Below are 24,948 nucleotides of genomic sequence, written 5' to 3'. Positions count from 1 at the left end.
CGGCGGCATGCAATTCCTTGTCCGTAGGAAAATTGGACGCGGTTGCTTTTGAGAACGTCCTGCTAGTTCCATAGGGCTTCGGAGCGATGGTATGCTCGTGAAGATCATCGGATCGGCGGCGGGAGGTGGCTTTCCGCAGTGGAATTGCAATTATCGTTTGAGCCGCGCGGCTCGCAGCGGGATGCCCGGCGTTCGTCCACGAACACAATCATCCATTGCCGTGTCGGGTGACGGGGCAGGCTGGGTTCTCTTCAATGCGTCGCCCGACATTCGCCAGCAGATTGCGCAAACGCCTGAACTGCAGCCGCCAGCCGATGCGCCGCCGCGCTCGACGCCAATCCGCGCCGTGGTGCTGACCAACGCCGACGTGGACCATGTCGCCGGCCTGCTCAGCCTGCGTGAACGACAGCCGTTCGCAATCTATGGAACAGCACAGGTGCTGGAGACGCTGGAGGCGAATTCGATTTTCAACGTTCTCGATCCGTCGATCGTATCTCGGCGCCTGCTGGGGCCAACGGGCGAACTGGCGATCCGCGACGCGTATGGCCGCGAAACTGGCGTGGTGGTCGACAGCTTTCCCGTACCTGGGAAGATCGCGCTCTACCTCGAGCAAAAGGCCGATCCCAGCCCCGATTTCAGTTCCGACAGGGGTGACACAATCGGAGTCCGCATCACTGCGACCGGCAGGTGCGGCGCCATCTTCTACATTCCGGGCTGCGCGCGCATCGATGCCGCCCTGCGCACTCGTGTTGCTGATGCCGCCTGCCTGCTGTTCGACGGCACCATCTACACGGACGACGAGATGATTATTGCCCGCGTCGGCCAGAAAACCGGCGCGCGCATGGGGCACATCGCAATCTCTGGAGAGGAGGGCTCGATTGCCGGCTTAGCCGATGTAAAAATCGGCCGTCGTATCTTCGTCCATATCAACAACACCAATCCTATTCTCGACGAGAATTCCGCCGAACACGCGGCGGTCAGAGTGGCTGGTTGGGAAGTCGCCAGCGATGGGATGGAGATGGAATTTTGAGCGATTTCCACGAGGCTGCGAAAGATGGCCTGTCCAGGAGCGAGTTCGAAGCCGTGCTGCGGCAGGTCGGTGAAGAACGTTATCACAACCGACATCCTTTCCATCACAGTATGACCAGTGGCGCTCTGTCGAAAGCCGAAATGCAGGCCTGGGCGCTCAACCGTTATTGCTACCAGGCCGTCATTCCGCGCAAGGACGCCATGATCCTGGCGCGTGCCGAAGATCCGGCGTTTCGCGCCGCGTGGCGCAAACGCATTGAGGATCATGACGGCGACGACGGCTGGAGCGGCGGCATCGCGCGCTGGCTGCATCTGGCCACCGCACTGGGGCTCGACGCCGAAGCGGTCAGGAGCGAGCGTCTGGCGCTGCCGGCGACCCGTTTCGCGGTGGGCGCCTACCTTTCCTTCTGCACCAACCGTACGCTGCTCGAGGCGGTCGCATCGTCACTCACGGAGATGTTCTCACCCCGCATCATCGGCGAACGAGTGCCGGCGATGCTGGCCAGATACGACTACATTACGCAAGACACGCTGGCCTATTTCAGCTGGCGGCCCGAACAGGCATCACGCGACGCGGACTTCGCGCTCGCCTACGTGCTAGAACATGCCGACACGGCCGAACGTCAGCAGCAGGCGATCGATGCGCTGGTGTTCAAATGCGACATATTGTGGGCGATGCTCGACGCACTTCAACATGCCTATGGCGCGCCTGGAAACATACCGCCCGGCGCCTTCCGCCCGAAGGCGGCCTCATGACGGGACTGCGCGAAAGAGCCATCGTGTCGTTGCGATCGGCGCCGTCACTGCCGAAGCATGTCCGAATCCAGTACGACCCTGTGCGGCGCGCCTTCGCCGTGCTTTCGCCGGAGAAAGTCTTCTGGCCGGACGAGGTCAGCCTCGACATCTTGCGCCGCTGCGACGGGAGATCCACGGTCGGCCACATCATCGCCGACCTTGCGGCCGACTATGACGCCGGTCAGGATGCGGTGGCGGCCGACGTCATCGCCTTCCTGCAGGAATGGTCGGACAACCTTCTGGTGAAACTATGACCGAGCCTCTCCTGCCTCCGATCGGCATGTTGGCGGAACTGACGCATCGCTGTCCGCTGCAATGCCCTTACTGCTCCAATCCGCTCGAATTGCTGAAGGCCAATCGGGAGCTCGACACGCGGACCTGGCTCGATCTGTTCTCGCAGGCCGCCGATCTGGGCGTTCTCCAGGTGCACCTGTCTGGCGGCGAGCCGACGCTTCGCCGCGACCTTGAGCAACTGATCGCCGCGCTTTCGTCGCGCGGTATCTACACCAACCTCATCACCGCTGGTGTTGGCATTGCCGAAGGCCGTATCGAAGCCTTTGCCGAAGCCGGTCTCGACCACCTGCAACTGAGCTTTCAGGGTGCCCGTCAGCCGACCACCGACCGTGTCGCCAACCACAGCGGCAGCCACGAAAAGAAGCTGAAGACGGCACACCGCGCCCGCGCGGCCGGGCTGCCACTCACCATCAACGCACCGATCCATCGTCACAACATCGAGGAGGTACCCGAATTCATCGATCTGGCTCTTTCCTTGGGCGCCGACCGGCTCGAGATCGCCAACGTGCAGTATGCCGGCTGGGCGCTGGCCAATCGCGATATGCTGATGCCCGAATGTGGCGCGATAGACCGGCAGGCGGACATCGTCGCAGCCGCGCGCGAAAGGCTCGCCGGCATTATGAACATCGATTTTGTCACGCCGGATTATTTCGCCACATATCCCAAGCCATGCATGGGCGGTTGGGCGCGCGACGCGTTAGTGGTTACCCCGGACGGTACTGTATTGCCGTGCCACGCCGCGCAGACGATTCCTTCGCTTCGCTTCGAACGTTTTGGAGCGAAACCGCTGGCCGACATCTGGGCCGCTTCACCCGCATTCAATGCCTTTCGCGGCACCGAATGGATGCAGGAGCCATGCCGAAGCTGCGAGCGGCGTGAGATCGATTGGGGCGGCTGCAGATGTCAGGCGTTGGCGATTGTCGGCGATGCCGCTGCGACAGATCCGGTCTGCATCAAGTCGGAGGCACACGCCCGCATGGCTGCGCTGGTCGATGAAACCCGGCGCAACGTCGCCAATGCCGCAGGGGACGAAGGTTTCATCTATCGCCGGATAGGAATCGTGAATGACATTGCGTGACATAGGTCCGCGGAACGATCTCAGGAACTCGATGTGAACCAACGCCGGTCCTTCATAGGGTCACGCAGGGCGACGCCAGGACCACCGTCATCCGGGGGTGGATGGTCGCCATCCGATGGTTCGGCTCGTTCGGGCGAATGCAGCGCTCTCAGATGTCTCCGCGCTTCTAGCCACGCGGACAGCTTGGCCGGCTCGAGCCTTCTCTCTCCTAGGTGCAGGCCCCGCACCTCGCTGCCCCCTGGCGCACGCGTTTCTCGCGCAGAAACGATGGCCACGCGGCGGGTTTGCTTGATGCGGTGCCATGGCGAACCCTACCCGTCTATTCGAATGACGCCAGTCCACACAGCCACAATGCTATGGCGATCGCCTTCGCCCGCAGGATAGGCACATAACCAGTAGCGCCCTCTCCTCCTCTCTCGGCTAACCGTCGCGGCTTGAGTGCGGCTGCGGGTGAGTCCTGTCTCTCATTGCAGCCGTGCCGATCTCTTCCCCGTCGCGCATTGGCGTCGCAAGGCAGGTCGGAGCTTTATGTCGGTCGCTGAGGTTGGTTCGTGAAGACGCGCCAGTACCTCATCAGGATCCCGGTCAGATTAAAGGCTGCGTAGTAAGACGCCCGCCTCTTGAACAGCCAATCTCAGCTTAGCGGTGGGCGGGACGCCGCGCCGGACGGCGGCGTTGACGGTAACGGCGCGCGCTGGCGGTTCAAGCGCTGTTTCGGGCCGTAAGAAAATCTGATCCTGCAAACCGGACTTTAGAGATGATTAAATTAGCAATATTGCGCATTGCGGTGTAATTTGTGTTGCAGTGCAGCATGCCGCCGTGACTCACACTTCCAGGTTCCCGCACGACGGCGTAGTCGGCAGAGCCATCGAGGCCGGGGGGTGCGTGTCGCGGAGAGGCTCGCCGGGCGCCGGTTGCCTGTCTAGCCAACTTTTTGCGGAGACAACAGAGGCCCATGATCAAAGACAATGCCACGGTGGGCGTCGTGGTGCCGATGTTCAATGCGGAACGAACGATTCGCGCGACCCTGAACAGCATCTGCGGGCAACACTACCAGGCGCTGGACATTGTCGTCGTCGACGACGGGTCGACGGACCCTTCTGCCTCGATTGTGGCCTCCTATGCTGAACAGGATAGCCGTATCCGCCTGATAAGGCAGTCGAACGGCGGCGTTGCGAATGCGCGCAATCGTGGAGTTGCTTCCACCGATGCGGAGTTCCTGGCGTTTGTGGACGCCGACGATCTTTGGGCCCCATCCAAAATCGCGCTTCAGATGTGCACCTTACAGCAAGGCGGCTCTTCCGCAGGCCTGGCATATTGCTGGTTCGCCGATATAGACGGCGACGGCCGGGTATTCTCATTGCATAACCGGCCCGATGCGGAGGGTCGCGTGCTCCAACGCATGTGCAGGACGAACTTTGTTGGCAACGGAAGTTCAATGCTGGTCCGACGCGCCGCGTTCGAGCGAGCGGGAGGCTTCGACCCTTCCTTGAGGGCCAGGAACGCACAAGGCTGCGAGGACCTGCTGATGTGCCTCAGAATAGCCGAAAGTTACGAGTTTCGCGTCGTCCCTCAGTACCTCGTGGGTTACCGGATGACGAACGCCAACATGTCGAGCGATGTCATGCAGATGCTTCGTTCTTGTGAAATTGTCCTTGCCGAGTTTCGCCAGAAGTACCCGCAGTTCGGGGACGATCTCGACGATCATCTGATCGACATGCTGCATTGGCTCGCCGTAAGGGCCTTGATCTGCGGGCGGCTTTCGGCAGCGTATGGCCTGATGAAGAAACTCTTCCTAATGGAGCCAGGGACGGCGATTTCTCGCCTGCCAAGAATGGTGGACATCTACTGCCGAGCCCGACTGGTGCCTCGGTGGGTCAAAATCCGAGTGAAAAGGAGCCGAAACAAAAACGCCGAGTTCCAGCCCCCCTACGCAGAGGGCATCTGGTGAGTCTGGTCGCGCGATTGCGGCGGCTCTTTCGCCTGGCGGCGGCGCCAGCCTGGGCTGGGCCGACCGTGGTGGGACTTGGACTGATCGCAGCGGTTCTGGAAGGTACGGGTCTCGTCCTGTTCATTCCCCTGCTGCAGAGCCTCGGAGCCTCGCCGCCTCAGCCCGGCAGATGGCAGCCGGTGTTTGACAGGATCTTGTCACCCATCCCGCATCAACACCTGACCGCCTTCCTGGTCGGAGCGCTTTGCGTCAGCATCGTCCTCAAAAACGCGGTCCATCTCATCAACACCTGGGTAACCAGATACATTGACGGCCTCGTCGCGCACCGGTTGCGATCCAGGGTTTTCGATCAGACGATAAGTTCGTGCATCGACTACCGTGTCGAGAACAGGCGAACGGACATCATCACGACAATTGCCAACAATACCTGGAAGGTCAGCCAAGGGCTGAGCCTGGCCTACCGGTTGATGATCTGCCTTTGTACCTTCGTCGTCTTCGTTCTCTTGATGCTATTGATCTCAGTCCGATTGACCTCTTTTTCGATGATTTTCCTGCTTTTCGGAGCAATGGCCATTCGTCTGGCAACGCGACGCGCTGACGAGACCGGCAAGGCCGTCGTCGAGGAAAACAAGCAGTTCGGCCTCAGGATGTGGGAAAGCATCAATTCATTGCAATTGATCCGTGCCTTCGCACAGGAATCCTACGAGCATGACCGGTTCGTTCAGACATCGGACAGGGTAAGGCGTCGTCTGTTGAGGCTCGACATGCTTTGGGCGACCCCCGGGCCTGTCTCGGAGATCTCGATCACGATCCTGATCGGTGCACTGGTTCTCATTGCGGAATCAGCAAGCATAGGAATCGCGGCTCTCGCCGCTTTCCTGTCGCTGCTTTATCGTCTCCAGGCTCCCACACGGGAATTGCTGCAGTCGAAGATTGCGCTGGACGGGCTTGCGGGCGCGATTGAGGATGTGGACGAGTTCCTGCGCACAACGCAAACGCCGTTTCTCAGCCAAGGCTATCTGCCGGCGCCCGCCCTCAAGACGGCCGTCGAATTTCGCGATGTCTGCTTTCGGTATGCGCCCGATCAGCCTTTGGCGCTACAGGATGTCTCCTTCAGTATCCCCGCCGGCAAGACCACAGCAATCGTTGGCGAGTCGGGTGCCGGCAAATCCACCCTCATGGCCCTGCTCTTTCGCTTCATGGACCCGACGTCGGGGGAAGTCCTCGCCGACGGTATCCCGCTCTTAGGTTTCGAGTTGCGCAGTTGGCGCAAGCGGCTGTCGCTGATGTCTCAGGAGGTATACCTGTTCAACGATACCATCGCGGCCAACATCGCTTACGGCGATTTCGACGCCGGTGAGCACGAACTGCGCCAAGCGGCCCGCATTGCGAAGGCGGACGATTTCATCCGTTCGCTTCCGGAGGGCTACGAGACGCAGATCGGCGACCAGGGAATGCGCGTGTCGGGGGGCCAGAGGCAGCGGATCGCGCTGGCCCGGACCATACTTCGCAATCCCGACATTCTCCTTTTGGACGAAGCCACGAATGCGCTCGACGGTGAGACGGAACAGGCGTTCCAGATCGCCCTCGAGCAATACTCGCACAATCGCACCGTGGTTGTCATTGCGCATCGCCTGTCCACCGTCCAGGCCGCTGACCAGATCATCGTGATGTCGAAAGGACGGGTGATCGAGATTGGTCCGCCGGATCAACTCCTGAAGCGGGCGGGCCATTTTTCAAGACTTCACGAGTTTCAGCTCGGTCGTGTTGCCATGGGTGCGAACTAAGGCGATGGGCTACAAGATCGTCGACGTCGAACTGTCAATTCCGCTGGCCCCGATTGAGCTTGCGCCAGAGCACGATGGCGTTGGTCTCATTGCCCGCTGGCAGGGCCGGCTTGTCGGCTTTGAGATGATCGCGCTCGCCTCCGCAGCGATCCTGTCGGCGGAGCGACAGAAATCCGTTGCCGATGAACGTTTTGCCGATCGCATCCTGGTTGCGAAGATGGATAAGGAATTGCTGCGGCTAAGACCGGTTGGGCAATCGCCCCTGCCGAGCCTCTCCGTCGCGATATGTACGAAAGACCGCGCCGAACGTCTTTCGAGGTTGCTGGGTTCGCTCGACAGCGTCCGACGCACAACCGCTTTTCCGAGCGTCGAAGTCGTCGTGGTGGACAATGCGTCTGTGGATTCAGCCACACGCGAAGCAGTCGAGCGCTTCGAGGACGTTCGTTACGTGTTCGAACCGAGGCCCGGGCTTGATTTTGCACGAAACGCCGCTCTTCGCTCGGTCACGGGCAGCTTGATTGCCTATCTGGACGATGACGTGGTCGTCGACCGCAACTGGCTTGACGGGCTTGCCAAAGCCTGCCGGGATAATCCGGGTGCCGGTGGCTTCACGGGTTTGGTGCTGCCGCTTCGCCTGGACACCGAGGCGCAGATCTTTTTCGAACGAAGGGGCGGATTTGGCCGCGGCTTCAGGCGCAACGAATTCCACAACACCCGATTCGATAATGCGCTGCACCCGGTAGGGTCTGGTATTCTCGGCGCCGGCTGCAACATGGCTTTCGACCGCACGCTGCTGGTATCGCTGGGCGGCTTCGACGAAGCGCTCGATACCGGAGCACCGCTGCCTGGCGGTGGCGATCTCGACATTTTCTATCGCGTGCTGCGTTCAGGCCGGCCCATGATCTATGAACCGGAGTATGCCGTTTACCACGAGCATCGCGAGACGATCGACCAATTGAGACGGCAATATTGGACATGGGGACTTGGTATGATGGCCTTTCTTGTCAAAAGCCGTCGGACCGACGGAGAGCTCAGGGCACGTCACCGTGCCATGGTTTGCTGGTGGTTTTTCGATCGGCTGAAAGCGCTGGCACGGGCCGCGCGCAAGCTTCAAGGTCGTGATTTTCGTTTCGGCATTGCAGAGTTGTGGGGTGGAATCTGCGGCCTGGCAGGCGAATATGATCGCTCACGTATCCGCGTGCAGAGAATCCGGGAGCAAAACCGGTGAATGGCGAGGCCTTCCGTGTCAGGCAAATCGATCTCGGCTCCGCCTGTGCGGACGCCGATGTGGGAGATACCCCTTCGCTATCGATCTTCTGGTGGAAGGACTTGCCGCTGGGAATGCGAGCGTCCTTGCCTGACGAATTGCCCTACAGCGAGGCAAGTCTGCGGCAGTTCGCGGCGGAGTTTTCGGCAGCACAATTGGCTGCCCGCAACATCCCGCTGGGCGCCCCCTTGCGGGCGACCTATGAAGGATCGCCAAAGTCCGCGCTCTGTTTGACGGCGGCGCTCGGGGCCGACGACCTTGTCGACCGCCTTGATGAACTTGCAACCGCGTCTTCAGCGTCGGCCCAGCACATCTCAGTCGTAATTTGCACGCGCGACCGCGGCCCCGCCCTGGCGGAGTGCCTTCAAAGCGTTGCAAGGCAACGCAGCGCCCCGGGCGAAGTCATCGTCGTTGATAACTCCCGCGACGGCAACGCTCGGCCGGTATGTGTCGGCTTTCCTGAGGTCCGTTTCGTTCATGAGCCGCGGCCCGGATTGAGTGTTGCCCGATCCGCCGGCATCCGGGAAAGCCGTCAAGACATCATCGCGTTCACGGATGACGACGTCGAGGTTCATCCTGGCTGGACTGCCGAAATCGCGCGCGCCTTCGAAGAACGGGACATCGAGGCACTGACCGGCTTGGTGCTGCCAGCCCGGCTCGATACGATCGCCCAACGCCGTTTCCAGTTCGACATGGGCGGTTTTGGGTCCACCTTCGTGCCGCTTCTCTTCGACCACCGCTTCTTCGAAGAGACCCGGCCAAGCGGAGCGCATGTTTGGAAAATCGGCGCCGGGGCCAACATGGCCTTCCGGCGATCGGCCTTCGATCGGGTAGGCTCGTTCGACGAGCGCCTCGGCGCCGGTGCTGCCGGATGTTCCGAAGATTCGGAGCTATGGTACCGGCTGCTGGCCGCAGGAGGGACTTGCCTGTATGAACCTCGCGCCGTTGTCTTCCATCATCATCGCCGCGATTGGCCGGGCTTCCGACGGCAAATAAGAGCCTACATGAAGGGCCACGTCGCAGCTCTTGTCACGCAATATGACAATTTTGGCAATCGCGGAAACATCGATCGCATCTGGAAGCAGCTGCCCGCATATTTCTTGAGAACATTCGTCAAGGCGCTTTTCGAAGGCCCCCCCGGCAGGACCAGTATCCTCGCGGCAGAAGTCGAAGGCTGGCTGGCTGGTCTTCAATTCCTCGTCCGTTTCGGCTGGCGAAAACGGCGAACATCAAATTGGTTGAGGAAGAAAATCGATGATCCGCAAGGCGCCGCTCGGACAATTCCTGTCTCGAAATCCCTTTCCAAACGGTCTGACGGACGGCCTTTTCTACCGTGAGAAGATGCGCGCAATTCATCGCGTCGCGCCCGCGGCGATCGACGGGCCCGGCCGGATACTCGAAATTGGAGGCGGGCGCAGCGGGATGGCAAGTATCCTCTATCCGAACGCTGAAGTCGTTAACCTCGATCTCGATCCCGAGTTGGGCAACCACCAGCCAGATTGGGCGAAGTCGACCTTCGTCTGCGGCGATGCCTGTGACCTCCCCTTCGCGAACGACAGTTTCGACGTGGCGACGCTCTTCGACGTGCTTGAACACATTGAGGATGACCGTAGTGCCGCACAAGAGGCCTTGAGGGTCGTGCGCCCAGGCGGGTATGTTCTTGTCTCGACGCCGCATGCGGAGTGGCATTACCCGTATTTTCGCGTCATGAAGCCCTATTGCCCGCATGAAAGCGAACTGATGCAGGAATGGGGTCACGTTCGTCGCGGCTATTGGGATCCCGAACTCGCAGCGCTCTTCGACCGTGCGCCGGAACGCCGCGCCACATTTATCAACCCGGTGACGGCACTCTTTCACGACGTCGCATTTTCTCGTCTGGGACGCCGTCGCCGCAAGATACTTTACGCTCTTGCGGCGCCGATCACGGCTGTCGGCTACGTGCTGCACCACCGCTCGACACGCGGCACGGAGACGGCTTTTTCCTGGCGTAAATGAATTTTGGGGCATTTGATGGGCCGCCGCGCTTCCCTCGTCATCGCCCTCTTTCCATGGGGCGACGTCGTGGAGGAATTCCTCGATCCGATAGGATTGCGGCTTAAGGATTTCGTCGAACAGATGACCGGCGGCTGGCTGTTCGGTTACGTCTCCGCCCTGCAACTGGCCGGCCACAGGCCGGTCATTGTGTGCGCTTCCGAGCATGCCTCGCAGATAGAATGCCACTACCATGCCGGCACGGGCGCGCCGATCTGGGTCGTTCCCGGCGCGCGCGCGCGTCAAGGTCACTCCGCAGCGGGTCACAGTCTGCGGCGCTGGTCCGCGACGCCGCTCCCGGCGTTCCGGGAGGTGCTCGCTCGATCCCAGTGTGATGCAATTCTCGTTCAGGAATACGAATATACCCGGTTTGATGCGCTTGCCTGGCTGGCAGTCCGTAACCGCATTCCGCTCTATGCAACGTTCCAGGGCGGCGACCGGACGCTCTCCTGGATAGAGGCAATTGCCAGGCAGGCATCTCTCCGTGCCTGCAGCGGCCTAATCGTCGCATCGGCTGCGGAGCGTGAACGCCTCGCCAAAGCTTACCCGCGTATAGCCCTCAAGGTAGCGAATATTGCCAACCCCATCGATTCCAGCGAGTGGACAGCGATCGAACGTCAGCAGGCGCGGCAAGACCTCTGTCTGGCGCGCGGGAATTTCGTCGTCGTCAACCACGGACGCATCGACGTTCGCCGTAAGGGGCTGGATGTGCTCCTGAAAGCATGGTCCTTCTTTTCCGGTGATGCTTCGTCCGAACTGGTCATCATAGGCTCGGGGCAGGACCGAGACGTTTTTGCCAGGCTGCTGAGAGAGGCCGCACTGCCGAATGTGAGATGGCTTTGCGACTATACCACGGACCGGTCCTTGATACGGCGTTGGCTTTCGGCGGCGGATGCCTATGTCACTGCGTCCCGCACCGAAGGTATGCCCGTCGCACCGTTGGAGGCGATGGCCTGCGGCCTTCCGATCGTTGCTACCGACGCACAGGGCCTACCCGACATCTTGGCAGACGGCGAGGCATCCGGCGGCCTCATTGTTCGAAGGGACGAGTCGGCGGAAATTGCACACGCGCTGAAGAAACTTAAGGACGATCCAACCATGCGAGACCGCCTCGGACAGGCGGCGCGAAAGCGGATAGAGGGAAGTTTCTCGCTCGGCGCGGTGGCTGGCGCTCTCGATCGCTTGCTGACCGCGCGGTAGCGTCACTTGCGCAATATCTGTTACAATCGACTGCGATACCAAGCCAGTGCCGTCTCGACGATCCTGTCGATGGCGGATTGCTCGGCCGCCCAACCGAGTTCCCGCTTGGCCTTGCCGGCCTCAGCAACAAGCCCCGGCGGGTCCCCTGGTCTGCGCGGCCCGTAAACCAGCGGAACCCGCATTCCCGAAGCCCGGCTGACGGCATCGACCAGTTCGTTCACCGTTGTACCCGCTCCGGTTCCGAGGTTGTAGACGTGGACGCCCTTGTCGCGGAGAAGCTTCTCCCCTGCCAGGACGTGGGCGCGCGCGAGATCGACAACGTGGATGTAGTCCCTCACGGCGGTTCCGTCGCGGGTGTCAAAATCGGTGCCGTTGATTCTAAAAATGCGGCCCGGCCTCACTGCCGCCTCTATGGCGAGCGGAATGACATGTGTTTCCGGTTCATGCTTTTCTCCGATTTCGCCGTCGGGGTCGCATCCGGCTGCATTGAAATACCGAAGCACGACCGCGTTGAGACCATGAGCAAGTGAGATATCCTCGATCATCCTTTCTATGATGAATTTGGACCAGCCATAGGGATTGATGGGCGACTGTCGATGCGTCTCGTCTATCGGCGACCGCGTCGGGATCCCGTAAGTTGCACAGGTGCTCGAAAAGATCAGCTTGTCCAGACCGGCTTTCAGCATTTCCTCGAGCAGGACCAGGGTGCCGAAACTATTGTTTCGGTAGTAAAGTTCGGGCCGCTCGACTGACTCGCCAACGTAAGCGTAGGCAGCGAAATGCGCCACGGCGTCCGGCCGATACTGGTCCAGGGCGGCCGCCACAGCCGCCGCGTCGGAAATATCGCCTTCGATCAACGGTCCCCATTTCACCGCGTCGCGCCAGCCGCGCGAAAGGTTGTCAAAGGCAACAACCGACCATCCGGATTCCGCGAATGCCTTGCAGCAGTGCGACCCGATGTAGCCGGCCCCGCCAGTTACCAGGACCGTCTTCATTCGGCTGCGGCGGGCCGAATGTGCCCAGATGAAACCACGTCCTCGAAATACGCAATTGTCTTGGCAAGGCCAGCACGCAATGCAGTTCTTGGCTTCCATTTGAGTTCGCGGGAAGCATATCGGATATCGGGCTGCCGCTGCTTTGGATCGTCGACCGGTAGCGGCGAAAATCTGATCTTCGATCGGCTTCCGGTAAGTTCGATCACCAGATTTGCGAGTTCGAGCATCGTGAATTCCGCCGGGTTGCCGAGATTGACAGGACCGGTGATATCGTCGGCCGTCTGCATAAGACGTACCAGACCGTCGATGAGGTCCTCGACGTAGCAGAATGAACGCGTCTGCTGGCCAGTGCCGTAGACCGTAATCGGTTTGTTTTGCAGCGCCTGCACGATGAAATTGGAAACGACACGACCGTCGTCGGGACGCATCCTTGGACCGTAGGTATTGAAAATACGGGCTACCTTGATCTTCAGCTTGTGCTGTCGCCAATAGTCGAAAAACAGGGTCTCGGCACATCGCTTGCCTTCGTCATAGCAGGAACGAGGGCCAATCGGGTTCACTCTGCCCCAATAGTCTTCCAACTGCGGATGAACCTCCGGGTCGCCATAGACTTCGGAGGTGGACGCCTGCAGAATGTGTGCGCGAACCCGCTTGGCCAGTCCGAGCATATTGATCGCGCCATGAACGCTGGTTTTGGTCGTCTGGACGGGGTCGGACTGATAGTGGACGGGGCTCGCCGGACAGGCGAGATTGTATATTTCGTCAACCTCTACGTAGAGTGGAAACGTCACGTCATGACGAATAATCTCGAACGATCGGTCATCGAGGAGATGAGAGACGTTTCTGCGGCTTCCTGTGAAGAAGTTATCTGCGCAAACTACCTGATGGCCCTCAGCAAGGAGCCGCTCGCACAAAAATGATCCCAGGAAACCTGCGCCGCCTGTCACCAAGATTTGTTTCGCCTGCTGCATCTTCAGGGTCTCCGGCTAATCTTAGACAAGACTAATATATTAAACTGACGCAGGGCCATACGCCACCGGCCTGCTTTCAATTTACGTTACGGGCAAGACATTGTTCTCGATGGACCAGGGCTGCGATCACCGCTCACAGGCGGCTCGAGCGTCCTATTTGCACGCCAGGGTAGCCCTTCCGCAATCAAAGCCGGACATCGGGCTTCCCCTTTATGGGGCCCCTGCTATTTCGAACGCGATATTCACAGAAAGTGCCACGCGTTCGGATAGCTGATTAGCGGATCAAGGTGATGAAAAGCGACACCCTCTCCTACCCTCCACGTGGCCTGTCGCGGGATGAAGCTGCCCGCTACGTCGGCGTCGGGGTAACAAAGTTCGACCAGATGGTCTTAGACAGGCGCATGCCAAAGCCAAAGAAAATCGACAGTCGTGTGATCTGGGATCGCCTTAAACTGGAGGCTGCGTTCGCGGATCTGCCCGGCGACGATGACGACAATGTCGTCGACTTTCTCTTGCAAGGGAATCATCGAGGGTAATAGTCTGGTTCTGCAATGGAACAGCGTCTTAAAGACAAACACCCAGGTGTGTCCTCCTATAAGGATCGTCATGGGAAGACGCGCTGGCGCTACCGCGCCAATGGCCGCCTGGTGCCGCTGCCTGCCCCCAACGAGAGAGGTTTCAAGGAAGCCTATCGGGCTGCTGTCGAGGGTCGCAACATTCGAAAAGCCCCGGTTGTGACAATGCCGGGTGCGGCCTTGCCAGGAACATTCGGAGCAGCCGAAAAGAGATTGAAGGCGTCCGTCAAGTGGCTCGCCCATGATGACAGCACGAAATTCAAGAACAGCCGCCTGATCGAGGAATTTCTGGGTCTGCGGGTGGTCCCGGACCATCCGCTGACATGGCGCGACGTGCCCGTTAAAAACCTGCGGCGGGTCCACGTCGAAGAGCTTCTGGGGCACTTTATCGCGACACCACACAAGGCCAAGCATCTGCTCGTCGCGATACGCAAGCTCGTCTATGTCGCGATGCGACTGGACTGGATTGCAATCGATCCTACCGCGGCGGTCGAGTGGCGTCCTGCCTACACGGGCTGGAAGGCTTGGCCTCACGAAGCGATGCAGAAGTTTGAGCAGCGCTGGCCGCTGGGGACGGCTGCGCGCACCTGTTACGGGCTGGCGCTCTGGCTGGGCAATCGTCGCGGCGATGTCGCCGATCTACGGTGGGACCAGAGGGTGACGCGCAAGGTCATGATCGATGGCCAGGAGCGTCATTTCGACGGCTTCGACATCGTCCAGGCAAAGAACAAGAACCGGACCGGTGGCAAGCGGCTTTTCGTACCGATCACGCCCATGCTGGCCGAGATTCTTGGGGCCGCCGACAAGCGCGGCGAAACCGTCCTGGTGACCGCTTATGGCCAGCCCTTCTCCTCCAAGTCCCTGACCGGGAGCATGGCGCACTGGTGCAAGCTTGCAGGGCTTGCGAAAGGGCTGACGCTGCATGGACTGCGAAAGTCGCTCGGCGTCTATCTCGCCGAGGCCGAGGCCTCGACCAGGCAGCTCATGGATGTGCTGGGCCACGACGACATCGATCATGCCGAGCTCTACTCACGCGAGGCATCGCAGGTTCGTCTGGCGGTTCAGGGCATGGATCGCGTCGTGCGGCTGGTGACCCGCAGGCCGATGCTTGGCGAACCTTCTGGCGAACCCGTTGGCGAACCTACCCGTAAGGCATTGAAAAACAACGATAATGGTGGGCCCGGAGGGCCAACGAAAATCGTTGATTTTGTTGAATTTTTCCTGGGCCAACATCTGAGAGCTTTCCGTATCGTTCCGCATGCTCCCTTGGCAGTGAACTGTGGCTAACTTCGTTTTGCGGACGTTCGGAGACATGCTCCGGAATGACCGCATTTGGGCCGGAGAACGAACCCACTGCGCGGGAGGGGTGCCTGCGGTTGAGGTAGAGATCAAGACCCGGTCGTCGCGCTCGCGTTGAGCCTCGTTCGGCTGGAGCAGAGCATGGCGGGCTTCTTCAACAAGGAGCCTGACCATGCACCATCCAGTTCTCGAAGCTTCGATCAGCCCGCTGCGCCAGCGACTGATCGACGACATGAACATGCGGCGCTTCTCACGCGAGACGCAGCGCAACTATCTCCGCGACATTGGACGCCAGGCCACATTCCTCGGGGGATTCACCAGACACCGCGACCGCCGACGACCTGCGCAGGTTCCAGATCGAGCAGCAGGAGGACGGCGTTCCCGTGCCAACGATGAACAGCATCGTGTCGGCGCTGCGCTTCTTCTTCACCCAAACGCTCGACCGCCCGGACCTGGCGCGCAGGCTTGTCCGGCTGGCGCATCCGCGCAACCTGCCCGTGGTGCTCAGTCGCGACGAGGTCGCCCGGCTGCTCAACGCCACCACCTGCCTCAAGCACCAGGCCGCACTGTCGGTCGCCTATGGCGCGGGCCTGCGCGTCGCCGAGGTGTCGATGCTGAAGGTCACCGACCTCGACAGCGAGCGCATGCTGCTGCGCGTCGAACGCGGCAAAGGCGGGCGCTATCGCAACGCCATGCTCTCGGAGGACCTCCTCAGGCTTCTGCGTGAGTGGTGGAAGGTCGGACGTCAGCAGGGCGTGATGCACCGCGATGGCTGGCTGTTCCCCGGACAGCACGCGATGAAGCCGATCAGCACTCGGCAGCTCTATCGCATAGTCGTCGAGGCGGCGCAGGCCGCCGACATCGCCAAGCGGGTCGGGCCGCACACGCTGCGCCACAGCTTCGCCACCCACTTGCTGGAGGACGGCACCGACATCCGGATCATCCAGGTCCTGCTCGGGCATGCCAAGCTCAACAACACCGCACTCTACGCGAAGGTGGCGACCCGAACGGTGCGCACGGTTACGAGCCCGCTCGACAAGCTTGGCCTATTCAAGCCGGGAGAGATCTCGCCCGACAGTTCCTTGCTGCCGGCCCCGCTTACCGGGCTGCCCATGCAGGTCACCTGAGCCTCGCCCAGCTCAAGGTCATGTCGGCGATCGAGTATTGCCGAACCGCAGCCCTTGGCGGTCACGTGGAGGCTTGCGAGGACTGCGGCCAATGGCGGATCGCCTACAACTCCTGCCGCAACCGGCACTGCCCGAAGTGCCAGGGCGCGGCCGCACGGACGTGGTTGGCCGAGCGAGAGGCCGACCTGCTGCCGGTCGGCTACTTCCATGTCGTGTTCACGCTGCCCGCCGAGGTCGCCGACATCGCGTTCCAGAACAAGGCGCTCGTCTACGACCTGCTGTTCAAGGCGGCAGCGGAGACGATGCTGACGATCGCTACGGATCCGAAGCATCTCGGCGCGCGCATCGGCATCACCGCCGTCTTACACACATGGGGATCGGCGATGACGCACCATCCGCATGTCCACATGATCGTGCCGGGCGGCGGCATCGCGCCGGACGGAAGCCGGTGGGTCTCGTCGCGCCCGGCCTTCCTGCTCCCGGTGAGGGTTCTCGGCAAGCTGTTCCGTCGCCTGTTTCTCACCCGGCTGGTCGCGCTGCACGAGGCGGGCCGGCTCAGCTTCTTCGGATCGATCGCGCACCTGATCGAGCGGCGGGCATTCCTCCGCCGCCTTACTGCCGTGCGGAAGAAGCGCTGGGTGGTCTACGCCAAGGCCCCGTTCGCGGGGCCGGAGGCGGTGCTCGCCTACCTGTCGCGCTACACGCACCGGATCGCGATTTCGAATAGCCGGCTGATCGCCTTCGACAAGAGCGGCGTCACGTTCCGCTACAAGGATTACCGCCGTGACGGCCCCGATCGGCAGCAGGTCATGACACTCGCTACCGACGAGTTCATCCGCCGATTCCTGCTCCACATCCTGCCACGCGGCTTCCATCGCATCCGGCACTACGGCCTGTTCGCCGGTTCCGCGCGCAAGGCCAGCCTCGCGCTGGCGCGCGAACTGCTGAACGTTGCTCCACCGTCGGAGGAAGACAACTCGGTAGAACCGACTGACTTCCGTCCGCCATGCCGATGCTGCGGCGGACGCATGATCATCATCGAGACGTTCGAACGGTGGCGACAGCCGCGTGGACCGCCGGACTCCACGGCGACGAACCGGGAGAACTCTCCATGACCCGGCATGGCATGCTCCAGCGTTCAGCCGCAGGCGCCCAGCGTCTGGCAACGGACCCACGCGTGTCCGTGGTGATCATCGACGCCGAACGGGTCGCGTCCGGCCGCGCGACGAGCCGACAATACCACGTGGCTGAAAGGCGAAACCGTCCGTCCGCATCAAACCCGCTTGCCGGCGGCGGTCGCGCCATCGCCGACACCAGCCGCAAATCGAAATCCACATAGCCATCGACTGTGGCCCACGGGTTCCTTCCTCGGGGACTTTCGTACGCCTGCCGGCGCCCGAAACTCTGAGCGGACCGTCTAGTTTCGGGCGGGACAGCGCCAAAGCTGCCTTTGGCTCCTGACCTCAGCTTGCACCTTGCCACCTTTCAAGATCAATTTGGCGTGCACTCCCCTAGAACTCTCGGTATTGTGACAGCGTAAATGAGCTTAGCTTATATGGGAGGCGTCGATGCACGTCTTGAGGCTTGCGATCGTACTGACTTCGACCTTCATCTCTCTTGGCGCTTCAGCGCAAGTCAACACGACGGGAGCGTCTTCAGGAGCCCTAGCAAATTTCAACGGGCAGCCAACTGCACTTCCGCCGTCCGTCCTTGAGCAGCTTTCGACGGTCGATACAGCCGACACCACCGCTAATAAAAATCTCTACCCGCTGCCCGACGCCAACGACCGAAGCCCGCAAAGCATCGACGGTTTAATATTTGGAAACACGCCTTCAGATGTAAAGCAAAACGGTTTCACGATACTCAGGGCGGAGGCTGCGGGAGGAGATCCCGATGCCAAGCTGCGCCTAGGCGCGGCATTGGAATTCGGCCTCGGAACAGACAAAGATCCGTCTGCTGCGTTCATCAACTACCTTGAGGCAGCCAACAAAAACAATGCCGCATCACAATACGCCGTCGGGAGAGCCTATCTCTCAGGCGTTGGAACTGATCCGAACTTCGACCAGTCATTCAAGTGGCTCAACTCCGCATACAAAAATGGGCAGACTGGGGCGGCCTTTGACTTGGCAAAAGCATACCAGTTCGGCCTTGGAACCCCAGAGAATGTTGGCCAAAGCGAAGTATTCTGGGACCAAGCTATTAAGCTCGGCACGGCCGAATCCTACCTTGGATATGCAGATTTTCTGATCGACAAAAAAGCCAAGCCGCCTACGGATAGCACCGTTAAGGACCTCATTTGGAAGGCCGCTGACTTAGGCAACCCGCAGGCGCTATCCGCAGCATTTGGAATTGCGGTGAATGCCGGCGATGCCGAGCAGCAAGACAAATGGATTGGTCTATTGAAGCAGCAAGCCGGCGTTGGCAATCAAGTCGCGTCTCTCAGGCTGGCGGACGCCTATTTGACCCCGCAGAGTGCGAATTTCAGTCCATCTGCGGCTTTCGACCTCTATAAGGCTGCCGCAGCAAACGGGAATGCCTATGCGCAAGCCAAGTATGGCACCTTGCTGCTGCATCAGCCCGCGTTGGATAGTTCGGTTTCACGCAAAGATGCCATTGCTATTTTGAATGAGGCAGCAGCACGAGGCCAGCCGGACGCGCTGCTTGCGCTTGCCGACGTCGCGAAAGAAGCGCGTGACCTGAAATCCGCCTATGCATACGCGACAGCAGCCTCGGAACTGGGTGGGGAAAAATATGCGGAAAAGGCAAATAAATTACAATTGAGTGTATGCGCTGAAATGGTCGACGAAGTATGCCAGCCGGTTCCCGTGTTCTACATTACTAATCGGGCCATACGTACACCGATGCCATTAACCTTCGACAATCGGTTGGCACCAGAGCAATCCATTACCATGGGCCATTCGCTTGTTTCTATCCCGACACAGCGCTCCGTCGACACGGAGCAGCGCCCGATTTGGAAGGTCGTTGCCAGCTATCTTGGCTTTGGTTCTGGAGTAATCGGCAACGCGCAATCGGCGTCTCCAAGCGAGGTCTCCAACTTTCTTTTCGATGGATCGTTGGATAGCTTTCTCGATGCGGTTCAGCAGGCTGGCGTCGACAACGGTCGCAAGAAAGTGATTGTTTTCGTTCATGGCTTTGCGAACACATTTGATGATGCCACCCGAAGGATGGCAATCTTATCCGAGAACGAAAAATACCCTGGAATTCCGATCGTTCTGGATTGGGCGTCAGCGGGCGACGCTACTGTAAGGCTTTCAAGTGCGGACGGCTACAGCGGGTCGGGATATCTCAATGATCTCCAGACGGTTGGATCGAGTTGTCCAGATTTTAAAAGCGTGCTCGAGAAATTGATCGGGAGATTTGGATCCGAAAACGTAACTGTCTTTGCGCACAGCATGGGTGCACAGATGGTCGACTATATATTGGCGGGCTGCCCGAGCTCTTCCGGACGCTGGCCGATGAGCGCAAAGATAGGAAACTTGGTGTTCGCGGCACCCGATGTTGACCTGAACAATTTCGCCAGGCATGTCGATTCATTGCGGTCGGTTGCGGATAGCTTCACGATCTACGTGTCTGCGAACGACATGGCCTTGCGCGCTTCACAGGAGGCCGTCGGTGGAAGGCAGCGCTTGGGCCAAGGTGGTTCCGACCGCTTTGTCGCCGAGAAGATCAACACTATAGATGCCACGAGTGTTGAGACCCCGGGCGCTCAAAATCACTCCTTCGTTTTTGACGTGGCCCAAGTAAAACGAGATCTCTCGGATCTATTCCGAGGGGACACTGATCCAAACAGCCGTGTCTGTCCGAAAGAGATCACCGACGAGCGGCTTCCTTCGCTAAAATACTGGATCATTCAACCGAATTGCACACAGTAGAAGATGAGGCGGGAATTCATTCACACTGTCAGATAGCCTGATCACCCTGTGATGTTGGCTGCAAACGGCGGACGAACTCATCAATCGCGAGCACCATGACCTGCTGGCGGTTGGCGCCGTCACGGCGGTAATCCTTGTAGCGGAAGGTGACGCTGTTCTTGTCGAAGGCGATCAGGCGGCTGTTCGAGATGGCGACCCGGTGCGTGTAGCGCGACAGGTAGGCGAGCACGGCTTCTGGCTCGGCGAAGGGCGCCTTGGCATAGACCACCCAGCGCTTCTTCCGGACCGGCGATAGGTGCCGCAGGAATGCCCGGCGGTCGCCCAGGTGCGCCATCGAACCGAAGAAGCTGAGCCGTCCGGCGTCGTGCAGCGCGTCCAGCCGGGTCAGGAACAGGCGGCGGAACAGCTTGCCCAATACTCTGACGGGGAGAAGGAAGGCCGGCCGCGACGATATCCAGCGTGACCCGTCGGGCGCGATGCCGCCGCCCGGCACGATCATGTGGACATGGGGATGGTGGGTCATTGCCGAGCCCCATGTGTGGAGCACGGCGGTGATGCCGATGCGCGCGCCGAGGTGCTTGGGATCCGCCGCGATCGTCAGCATCGTCTCCGATGCCGCCTTGAACAGCAGTTCATAGACCAGCGTCTTGTTGTGGAACGCGATGACGGCGACCTCGGCGGGCAGCGTGAACACGACGTGGAAGTAGCCGACTGGCAGCAGGTCGGCTTCGCGCTCGGCGAGCCATGTACGCGCGGCCGCGCCCTGGCACTTCGGACAGTGCCGGTTGCGGCAGCTGTTATAGGCGATCCGCCGTTGGCCGCAGTCCGCACAGGCTTCGACATGACCACCCAATGCAGCGGTGCGGCAGTGTTCGATCGCTGACATGACCTTGAGCTGCTGCAGGCTCAGAAGCACGGAAGATATGGGCGACCTCCAGGTCCGCGCGCACCGGTTCAGCCGGGAGGCGTCTTGCCTTCCATCAGCGCCATCAGCCGGTCGAGCGGCCCTGCGACCGCGTGGATCGTCCGGGTCGAGACCTTGGTGTAAAGCGCGGTCGTATCGAGCTTGCTGTGGCCTAGCAGCACTTGGATGACGCGGATGTCGACATCCTGCTCGAGCAGATGGGTGGCAAAGCTGTGCCGCAGCGTATGCGGGCTGACGCGCTTGCGGATGCCTGCGACTTCAGCAGCCTCCTGGACGGCGCGGTGCAGTTGCCGCGACGAGATCGGATCGGTGCAACTGCGCCCCGGGAACAGCCAGCCATGCGGAAGCATCACCCCGCGCCGCTTGCCTTCGCGCCACCACAGCCGCAGCAGTTCCAGAAGTTGCGGCGAGAGCATGGCGTTGCGGTCCCTGCGTCCCTGCCCTGTTCGACGCGGATCAGCATGCGTGTGGCGTCGATATCATCGACCTTCAGGTGCGCGACCTCGGAGACCCGCAGGCCCGCACCATAGGCGACGCCGAGCGCAGCCTTGTACTTGATGCCTGGTGCTGCCTCGAGCAGCCGCGCCGCTTCCTCCACGCTCAGCACATTGGGCAGCTTGCGCGGATAGCGCATGACCACCAGCGCACGCGCCAGTTCCCGCCCCATCAGTGTCACCATGAACAGGAAGCGCAACGCCGAGACCGCACCGTTGATCGTCGCGGGGCCGACACCGTTCTCATGCTGGTGCAACTGGAAGCGCCGGATATCCTGGGGCGTCGCAGTGTCGGGAGCGCGCCCAAGGAATGCAGTAAAGCGCCGGACGTGACGCACGTAATCCTGCTGTGTATGCGGTCCCAGACTCGCATCAGCATGTCTTGCTGCTGTGCAACCCGAGCCGCAGCCGTGCAGTCTTTCCCACTTGGGGGTTACCGCAGCATGGCTTGATCGAGAAAGGGCAGTAGGTCAACCGGCTTGGATGTCTGGCCGGCGGTATAGCGTCCGGGCACGTAACGGACCGACAACCTGTCAAGAACCAAGCCGGGTGTCTGCAGATACGGCGCCAGTTGAACAGCTGGCCGCCGATCAGGTTCAACGTCTAGGGCATGGCGTGTTATCACTGATCTTCCGCCACATGTGGGATTTGCGGTCATAGTAGCAGTCTGTTTCGGGACCGGTATCGCCGCTTGGTATTGCGTCTAGCGCCCGCGTTGAAAAGGCGGCTGTCTGAGCCTGCGCTCGGGCGTAGACCTTGGCCTCTGGATTATTCGGGTGCACAAGATGCAAGCTTACGATTGGGTGACGGTGGTCGCCACAGGTCGCCAGCCCATGGTTCTCAAAGCGGGAAATCAGTTTCTCATCGATTTCGGTCCAGTGTTGGCAGTCACCGACCTCTGAGAACAGCAAGCGAGTACTGTCGGTTGCGTGAAGTTTGACCATACCGGTCAAGACATATTGTGGGCCTTTATCAAGCTCTTCAAACATCGACTTGGCGGAAAACTTCGCCTGCGCAACCATAGACACCATCCCCGATGTTGCCGAAAAGTGATCAATCGCCAGATTCGGTTGCCTGACCCAAAATAAACATAGGTTATGCATCTGCAGTCAGCTTGAACCCCGACCGACTTCACTTGATACTCGCGGCAGTCAAGTGTCAACTAGGGAGGGGACGATGACCAAGGGTATTCCGGATTCCAACTTCTCGTTTTCTGCAGTAGCGCCAACTGTGGCACTATTCGGTCTATTATTGGCCTCTGGATGTGCGGTGGTCGACACGGTCAGCTCGCGGGCGAACACTTTCAACCAGCAGGCCTCTGAGGCCAAGAGCAACAGCATACTGACCAATGTTGTGCGGGCTGCTTACGCTGAACCCTTGCAGTTTACTGAGCTGCAGTCGACGCAGGGTACCGCCCAGGTAAATGGTTCAATCACGACCGGTGTGCCGTTTCCGTTTCGGGGCGGGACAGGCACTCTTCCACTTCAAACCATCACGGGCTCATTCCTGGCTGGAACATCCGCGGCGAACACGTTTGCTGTCGCAAATCTGAGCAGCCAGGAATTCTATCAAGGCATTCAAAAACCAATTCCGCAGCAACTCATACTGGCATATCTCAGCGAGGGCTACGATGCGCGGATATTGCTCAACATCTTCACCTCGGGCATCGAAATCACGCAGAACGGTAAGACGACTTTGGTTGCTAATGACCCCAACTCCAGCGACGATTGGCAGGAGTACTATTCCGTCATCAACATTCTGGCGAAATACAAGCTGGAGGGCGAGAAAGTCAGCGACACGACGCCCGTCGGCATCGACACCTCCCGATCGGTCGCGGGCAGCGCCCAAGTGCAAGCTGCACAGATTGCGCAGCCGGGAGGCGCACCTGGATACGAGGCAGACGGAAGCCGTGTTCGGCTGGTCAAACATGACGCCGGCTATCGGTTCTGCTTCCGCAAACATGCACCCGAAATTCCGTTGCGAGGCCTTGGAATAACGGTCAAGCTGAGCCCGGGTGACTATTGCGGAGCTTCCTCGAAGGAAATAGCCATGAAAAAATCAGGAGACAAGGTTCGGCTACGAACCAGATCGCTGGAGGGAGCCATTCTGTATCTGGGCGCCCTCGTCAGGAATGAGTGGGGGATCGGGAACGCATATGACATCCCCCATACCAGCGGACCTTCGTACACGGTCTTCAAGCTGGGAAAAGGTTATAGCGTCGCCAATCTGGTCAACGTTTGGTACAAAGGGCAGGGCTATGGCATTGCCCGCGACCCCGCAGGCAACATAGACGGTTCAAGTCGGGTGCTCCAACTGCTGACAGATATCCAAAATTTGCAGAGTTCGTCGAAAGACCTTCCGACCCAGAATGTTTACACCTTGCTTGGAGGGTAGAGCTGGTCGACGGGTCACGGAAAGCCAAGGGGCCTAACTGGCTTCGCTGTCAGCCAGGGAGCGAACGTGGTCTGCGCTTGGCGCACACAGGGAGGCGATGATCACTCAGTCGCGTTTGATAGAGTCGCCTCCCCAACTACCGGCATCGCTTCGAAATCGCACCTGTGTGTATTGCGGGCGCCCACTCTCTCCCGACAACAGAACGCGCATCGCGGCTGATTTTTGGAGACACGAACCTGTGCGCTGCAGCGGTTTGGATAATGCAATCTCGACGGCCGTCTTGGCCGGCGCAGGCAGAGCCGCGGAAGAGAAGTCGGGGGATCGACCATCAGCAAAACCCAGACCGCTCGGCGCGATCAGCTCGAAACAGGCTGGTCAGTCCATCGCCAAGGCATCGGCGCTCGGGTACGCCCCCCCGCGGCACGATCGTTTGTGCGGCTGCGGCTCAGAGCCCTGCGCCTTCATTTGACTATTATCGTCCCCTTCATCGTCGGATGAAAATCACAGTGGTAGTGAATAGGGTCGGCTGACGCCTTAATGGTCGTCGAATACTTTTGTTTTGGTTTTAGAGAGTCTGTCCCCTCGAACTTTCCGGTAGAATCCGCGTCCGGCGTCACCGTGTGCTCAAAGGTCGTTTCGTTTGACCACTCCACGGTGTCTCCTGCGGTGATTGTCACCTCTTTGGGGTCAAAACCCATTGAGCCGTCGGCACTCTTTCCGACTTTGATTTGAGTAACTTTTCCGTCGGCAAAAGCTCGTTTTTCGCCAAATGCAGCGGCACTCAATGCCAAAGCACCAATTTGCAAAGCCAAGCGGCGATCGATTTTAGCTGACATGGTAGCG

General features: G+C 60.0%; 20 protein-coding genes and 3 pseudogenes. 17 read left to right on the top strand and 6 right to left on the bottom strand.

The window, feature by feature from the left end; all coding sequences use genetic code 11:
* Positions 1 to 91 precede the first annotated feature (91 nt).
* The 10 genes from pqqB (at position 92) to MESAU_RS13235 (ending at position 11,432) form a co-directional block, all read left to right on the top strand.
* Positions 92 to 1,030 (top strand): pyrroloquinoline quinone biosynthesis protein PqqB, encoded by a 939-nt coding sequence (gene pqqB, locus MESAU_RS13280; protein ID WP_015316541.1) that lies wholly within the window; start codon positions 92 to 94, stop codon positions 1,028 to 1,030.
* Positions 1,027 to 1,785 carry a pyrroloquinoline-quinone synthase PqqC gene (gene pqqC / locus MESAU_RS13275; RefSeq protein ID WP_015316540.1) on the top strand — a complete coding sequence of 253 codons (759 nt, stop codon included), beginning with the start codon at positions 1,027 to 1,029 and terminating at the stop codon, positions 1,783 to 1,785. Before pqqB ends, pqqC begins: the two co-directional genes overlap by 4 nt.
* Positions 1,782 to 2,078, top strand: a complete 297-nt coding sequence (gene pqqD / locus MESAU_RS13270; RefSeq protein ID WP_015316539.1) for a pyrroloquinoline quinone biosynthesis peptide chaperone PqqD — start codon at positions 1,782 to 1,784, stop codon at positions 2,076 to 2,078. The genes pqqC and pqqD overlap by 4 nt, the downstream gene beginning before the upstream one ends.
* Positions 2,075 to 3,196 (top strand): pyrroloquinoline quinone biosynthesis protein PqqE, encoded by a 1,122-nt coding sequence (gene pqqE, locus MESAU_RS13265; RefSeq protein WP_015316538.1) that lies wholly within the window; start codon positions 2,075 to 2,077, stop codon positions 3,194 to 3,196. The genes pqqD and pqqE overlap by 4 nt, the downstream gene beginning before the upstream one ends.
* A gap of 955 nt (positions 3,197 to 4,151) precedes the next feature.
* On the top strand, positions 4,152 to 5,147 hold the full coding sequence (locus MESAU_RS13260) for a glycosyltransferase family 2 protein (RefSeq protein WP_015316537.1): 996 nt from the start codon (positions 4,152 to 4,154) through the stop codon (positions 5,145 to 5,147).
* Positions 5,144 to 6,934 (top strand): ABC transporter ATP-binding protein, encoded by a 1,791-nt coding sequence (locus tag MESAU_RS13255; RefSeq protein ID WP_015316536.1) that lies wholly within the window; start codon positions 5,144 to 5,146, stop codon positions 6,932 to 6,934. Before MESAU_RS13260 ends, MESAU_RS13255 begins: the two co-directional genes overlap by 4 nt.
* Positions 6,935 to 6,938: 4 nt before the next feature.
* The gene (locus MESAU_RS13250; protein WP_015316535.1) at positions 6,939 to 8,162 is read left to right on the top strand and encodes a glycosyltransferase family 2 protein; all 1,224 of its coding nucleotides are present in this window, start codon (positions 6,939 to 6,941) and stop codon (positions 8,160 to 8,162) included.
* Positions 8,159 to 9,538: a glycosyltransferase family 2 protein gene (locus tag MESAU_RS13245; protein ID WP_083882987.1), complete on the top strand. Its 1,380-nt coding sequence runs from the start codon at positions 8,159 to 8,161 to the stop codon at positions 9,536 to 9,538. Before MESAU_RS13250 ends, MESAU_RS13245 begins: the two co-directional genes overlap by 4 nt.
* A complete protein-coding gene (locus tag MESAU_RS13240; RefSeq protein ID WP_015316534.1) occupies positions 9,456 to 10,196 on the top strand; it encodes a class I SAM-dependent methyltransferase in 741 nt (246 codons plus the stop codon). Before MESAU_RS13245 ends, MESAU_RS13240 begins: the two co-directional genes overlap by 83 nt.
* A 15-nt stretch (positions 10,197 to 10,211) precedes the next feature.
* Positions 10,212 to 11,432: a glycosyltransferase family 4 protein gene (locus MESAU_RS13235; protein ID WP_015316533.1), complete on the top strand. Its 1,221-nt coding sequence runs from the start codon at positions 10,212 to 10,214 to the stop codon at positions 11,430 to 11,432.
* Positions 11,433 to 11,452: 20 nt separating this feature from the next.
* Here the strand turns inward: MESAU_RS13235 and galE are convergent, their stop codons facing one another.
* Positions 11,453 to 12,427 carry a UDP-glucose 4-epimerase GalE gene (gene galE / locus MESAU_RS13230; RefSeq protein ID WP_015316532.1) on the bottom strand — a complete coding sequence of 325 codons (975 nt, stop codon included), beginning with the start codon at positions 12,425 to 12,427 and terminating at the stop codon, positions 11,453 to 11,455.
* Positions 12,424 to 13,398 carry a UDP-glucuronic acid decarboxylase family protein gene (locus MESAU_RS13225; protein WP_015316531.1) on the bottom strand — a complete coding sequence of 325 codons (975 nt, stop codon included), beginning with the start codon at positions 13,396 to 13,398 and terminating at the stop codon, positions 12,424 to 12,426. Before MESAU_RS13225 ends, galE begins: the two co-directional genes overlap by 4 nt.
* Positions 13,399 to 13,688: 290 nt before the next feature.
* On the opposite strand from MESAU_RS13225, the gene MESAU_RS13220 reads away from it, so the two are divergent.
* The 6 genes and pseudogenes from MESAU_RS13220 to MESAU_RS13200 all read left to right on the top strand — a co-directional run bounded on the left by MESAU_RS13220 (position 13,689) and on the right by MESAU_RS13200 (position 20,292).
* On the top strand, positions 13,689 to 13,934 hold the full coding sequence (locus tag MESAU_RS13220; protein WP_015316530.1) for a hypothetical protein: 246 nt from the start codon (positions 13,689 to 13,691) through the stop codon (positions 13,932 to 13,934).
* A gap of 15 nt (positions 13,935 to 13,949) precedes the next feature.
* Positions 13,950 to 15,260 (top strand): tyrosine-type recombinase/integrase, encoded by a 1,311-nt coding sequence (locus MESAU_RS13215; RefSeq protein WP_015316529.1) that lies wholly within the window; start codon positions 13,950 to 13,952, stop codon positions 15,258 to 15,260.
* A 184-nt stretch (positions 15,261 to 15,444) separates the two neighbouring features.
* Positions 15,445 to 16,399 (top strand): annotated as a pseudogene (locus MESAU_RS13210) (tyrosine-type recombinase/integrase).
* Positions 16,321 to 17,514, top strand: coding sequence for an IS91 family transposase (locus MESAU_RS13205; protein WP_013893907.1), 1,194 nt, complete (start codon positions 16,321 to 16,323; stop codon positions 17,512 to 17,514). The pseudogene MESAU_RS13210 and the gene MESAU_RS13205 overlap by 79 nt, the downstream one beginning before the upstream one ends.
* On the top strand, positions 17,511 to 17,738 hold the full coding sequence (locus tag MESAU_RS30080; protein WP_013530388.1) for a hypothetical protein: 228 nt from the start codon (positions 17,511 to 17,513) through the stop codon (positions 17,736 to 17,738). The genes MESAU_RS13205 and MESAU_RS30080 overlap by 4 nt, the downstream gene beginning before the upstream one ends.
* A gap of 229 nt (positions 17,739 to 17,967) precedes the next feature.
* Positions 17,968 to 20,292 (top strand): alpha/beta hydrolase, encoded by a 2,325-nt coding sequence (locus tag MESAU_RS13200; protein WP_013530387.1) that lies wholly within the window; start codon positions 17,968 to 17,970, stop codon positions 20,290 to 20,292.
* 64 nt (positions 20,293 to 20,356) lie between these two features.
* Here MESAU_RS13200 and MESAU_RS13195 read toward each other — a convergent pair.
* From MESAU_RS13195 to MESAU_RS13185, 3 genes and pseudogenes are all read right to left on the bottom strand, one after another.
* Positions 20,357 to 21,242, bottom strand: a pseudogene (locus tag MESAU_RS13195) (IS91 family transposase); the annotation flags it as partial.
* Between the two features lie 4 nt (positions 21,243 to 21,246).
* Positions 21,247 to 22,049 (bottom strand): annotated as a pseudogene (locus MESAU_RS13190) (tyrosine-type recombinase/integrase).
* 258 nt (positions 22,050 to 22,307) lie between these two features.
* A complete protein-coding gene (locus MESAU_RS13185) occupies positions 22,308 to 22,733 on the bottom strand; it encodes a hypothetical protein (RefSeq protein ID WP_013530386.1) in 426 nt (141 codons plus the stop codon).
* A gap of 154 nt (positions 22,734 to 22,887) precedes the next feature.
* Between MESAU_RS13185 and MESAU_RS13180 the strand changes: the two genes are divergently transcribed.
* Positions 22,888 to 24,105, top strand: coding sequence for a hypothetical protein (locus MESAU_RS13180; protein WP_013530385.1), 1,218 nt, complete (start codon positions 22,888 to 22,890; stop codon positions 24,103 to 24,105).
* Positions 24,106 to 24,566: 461 nt separating this feature from the next.
* On the opposite strand, the gene MESAU_RS13175 is transcribed toward MESAU_RS13180, so the two are convergent.
* Positions 24,567 to 24,941 (bottom strand): cupredoxin domain-containing protein, encoded by a 375-nt coding sequence (locus MESAU_RS13175; RefSeq protein WP_013530384.1) that lies wholly within the window; start codon positions 24,939 to 24,941, stop codon positions 24,567 to 24,569.
* Between the last annotated feature and the right edge of the window lie 7 nt (positions 24,942 to 24,948).

It is taken from the genome of Mesorhizobium australicum WSM2073, assembly GCF_000230995.2.
GTDB classification, from domain to species: Bacteria; Pseudomonadota; Alphaproteobacteria; order Rhizobiales; family Rhizobiaceae; genus Mesorhizobium; species Mesorhizobium australicum.
This window is presented reverse-complemented; position numbering and strand designations above follow the sequence as displayed.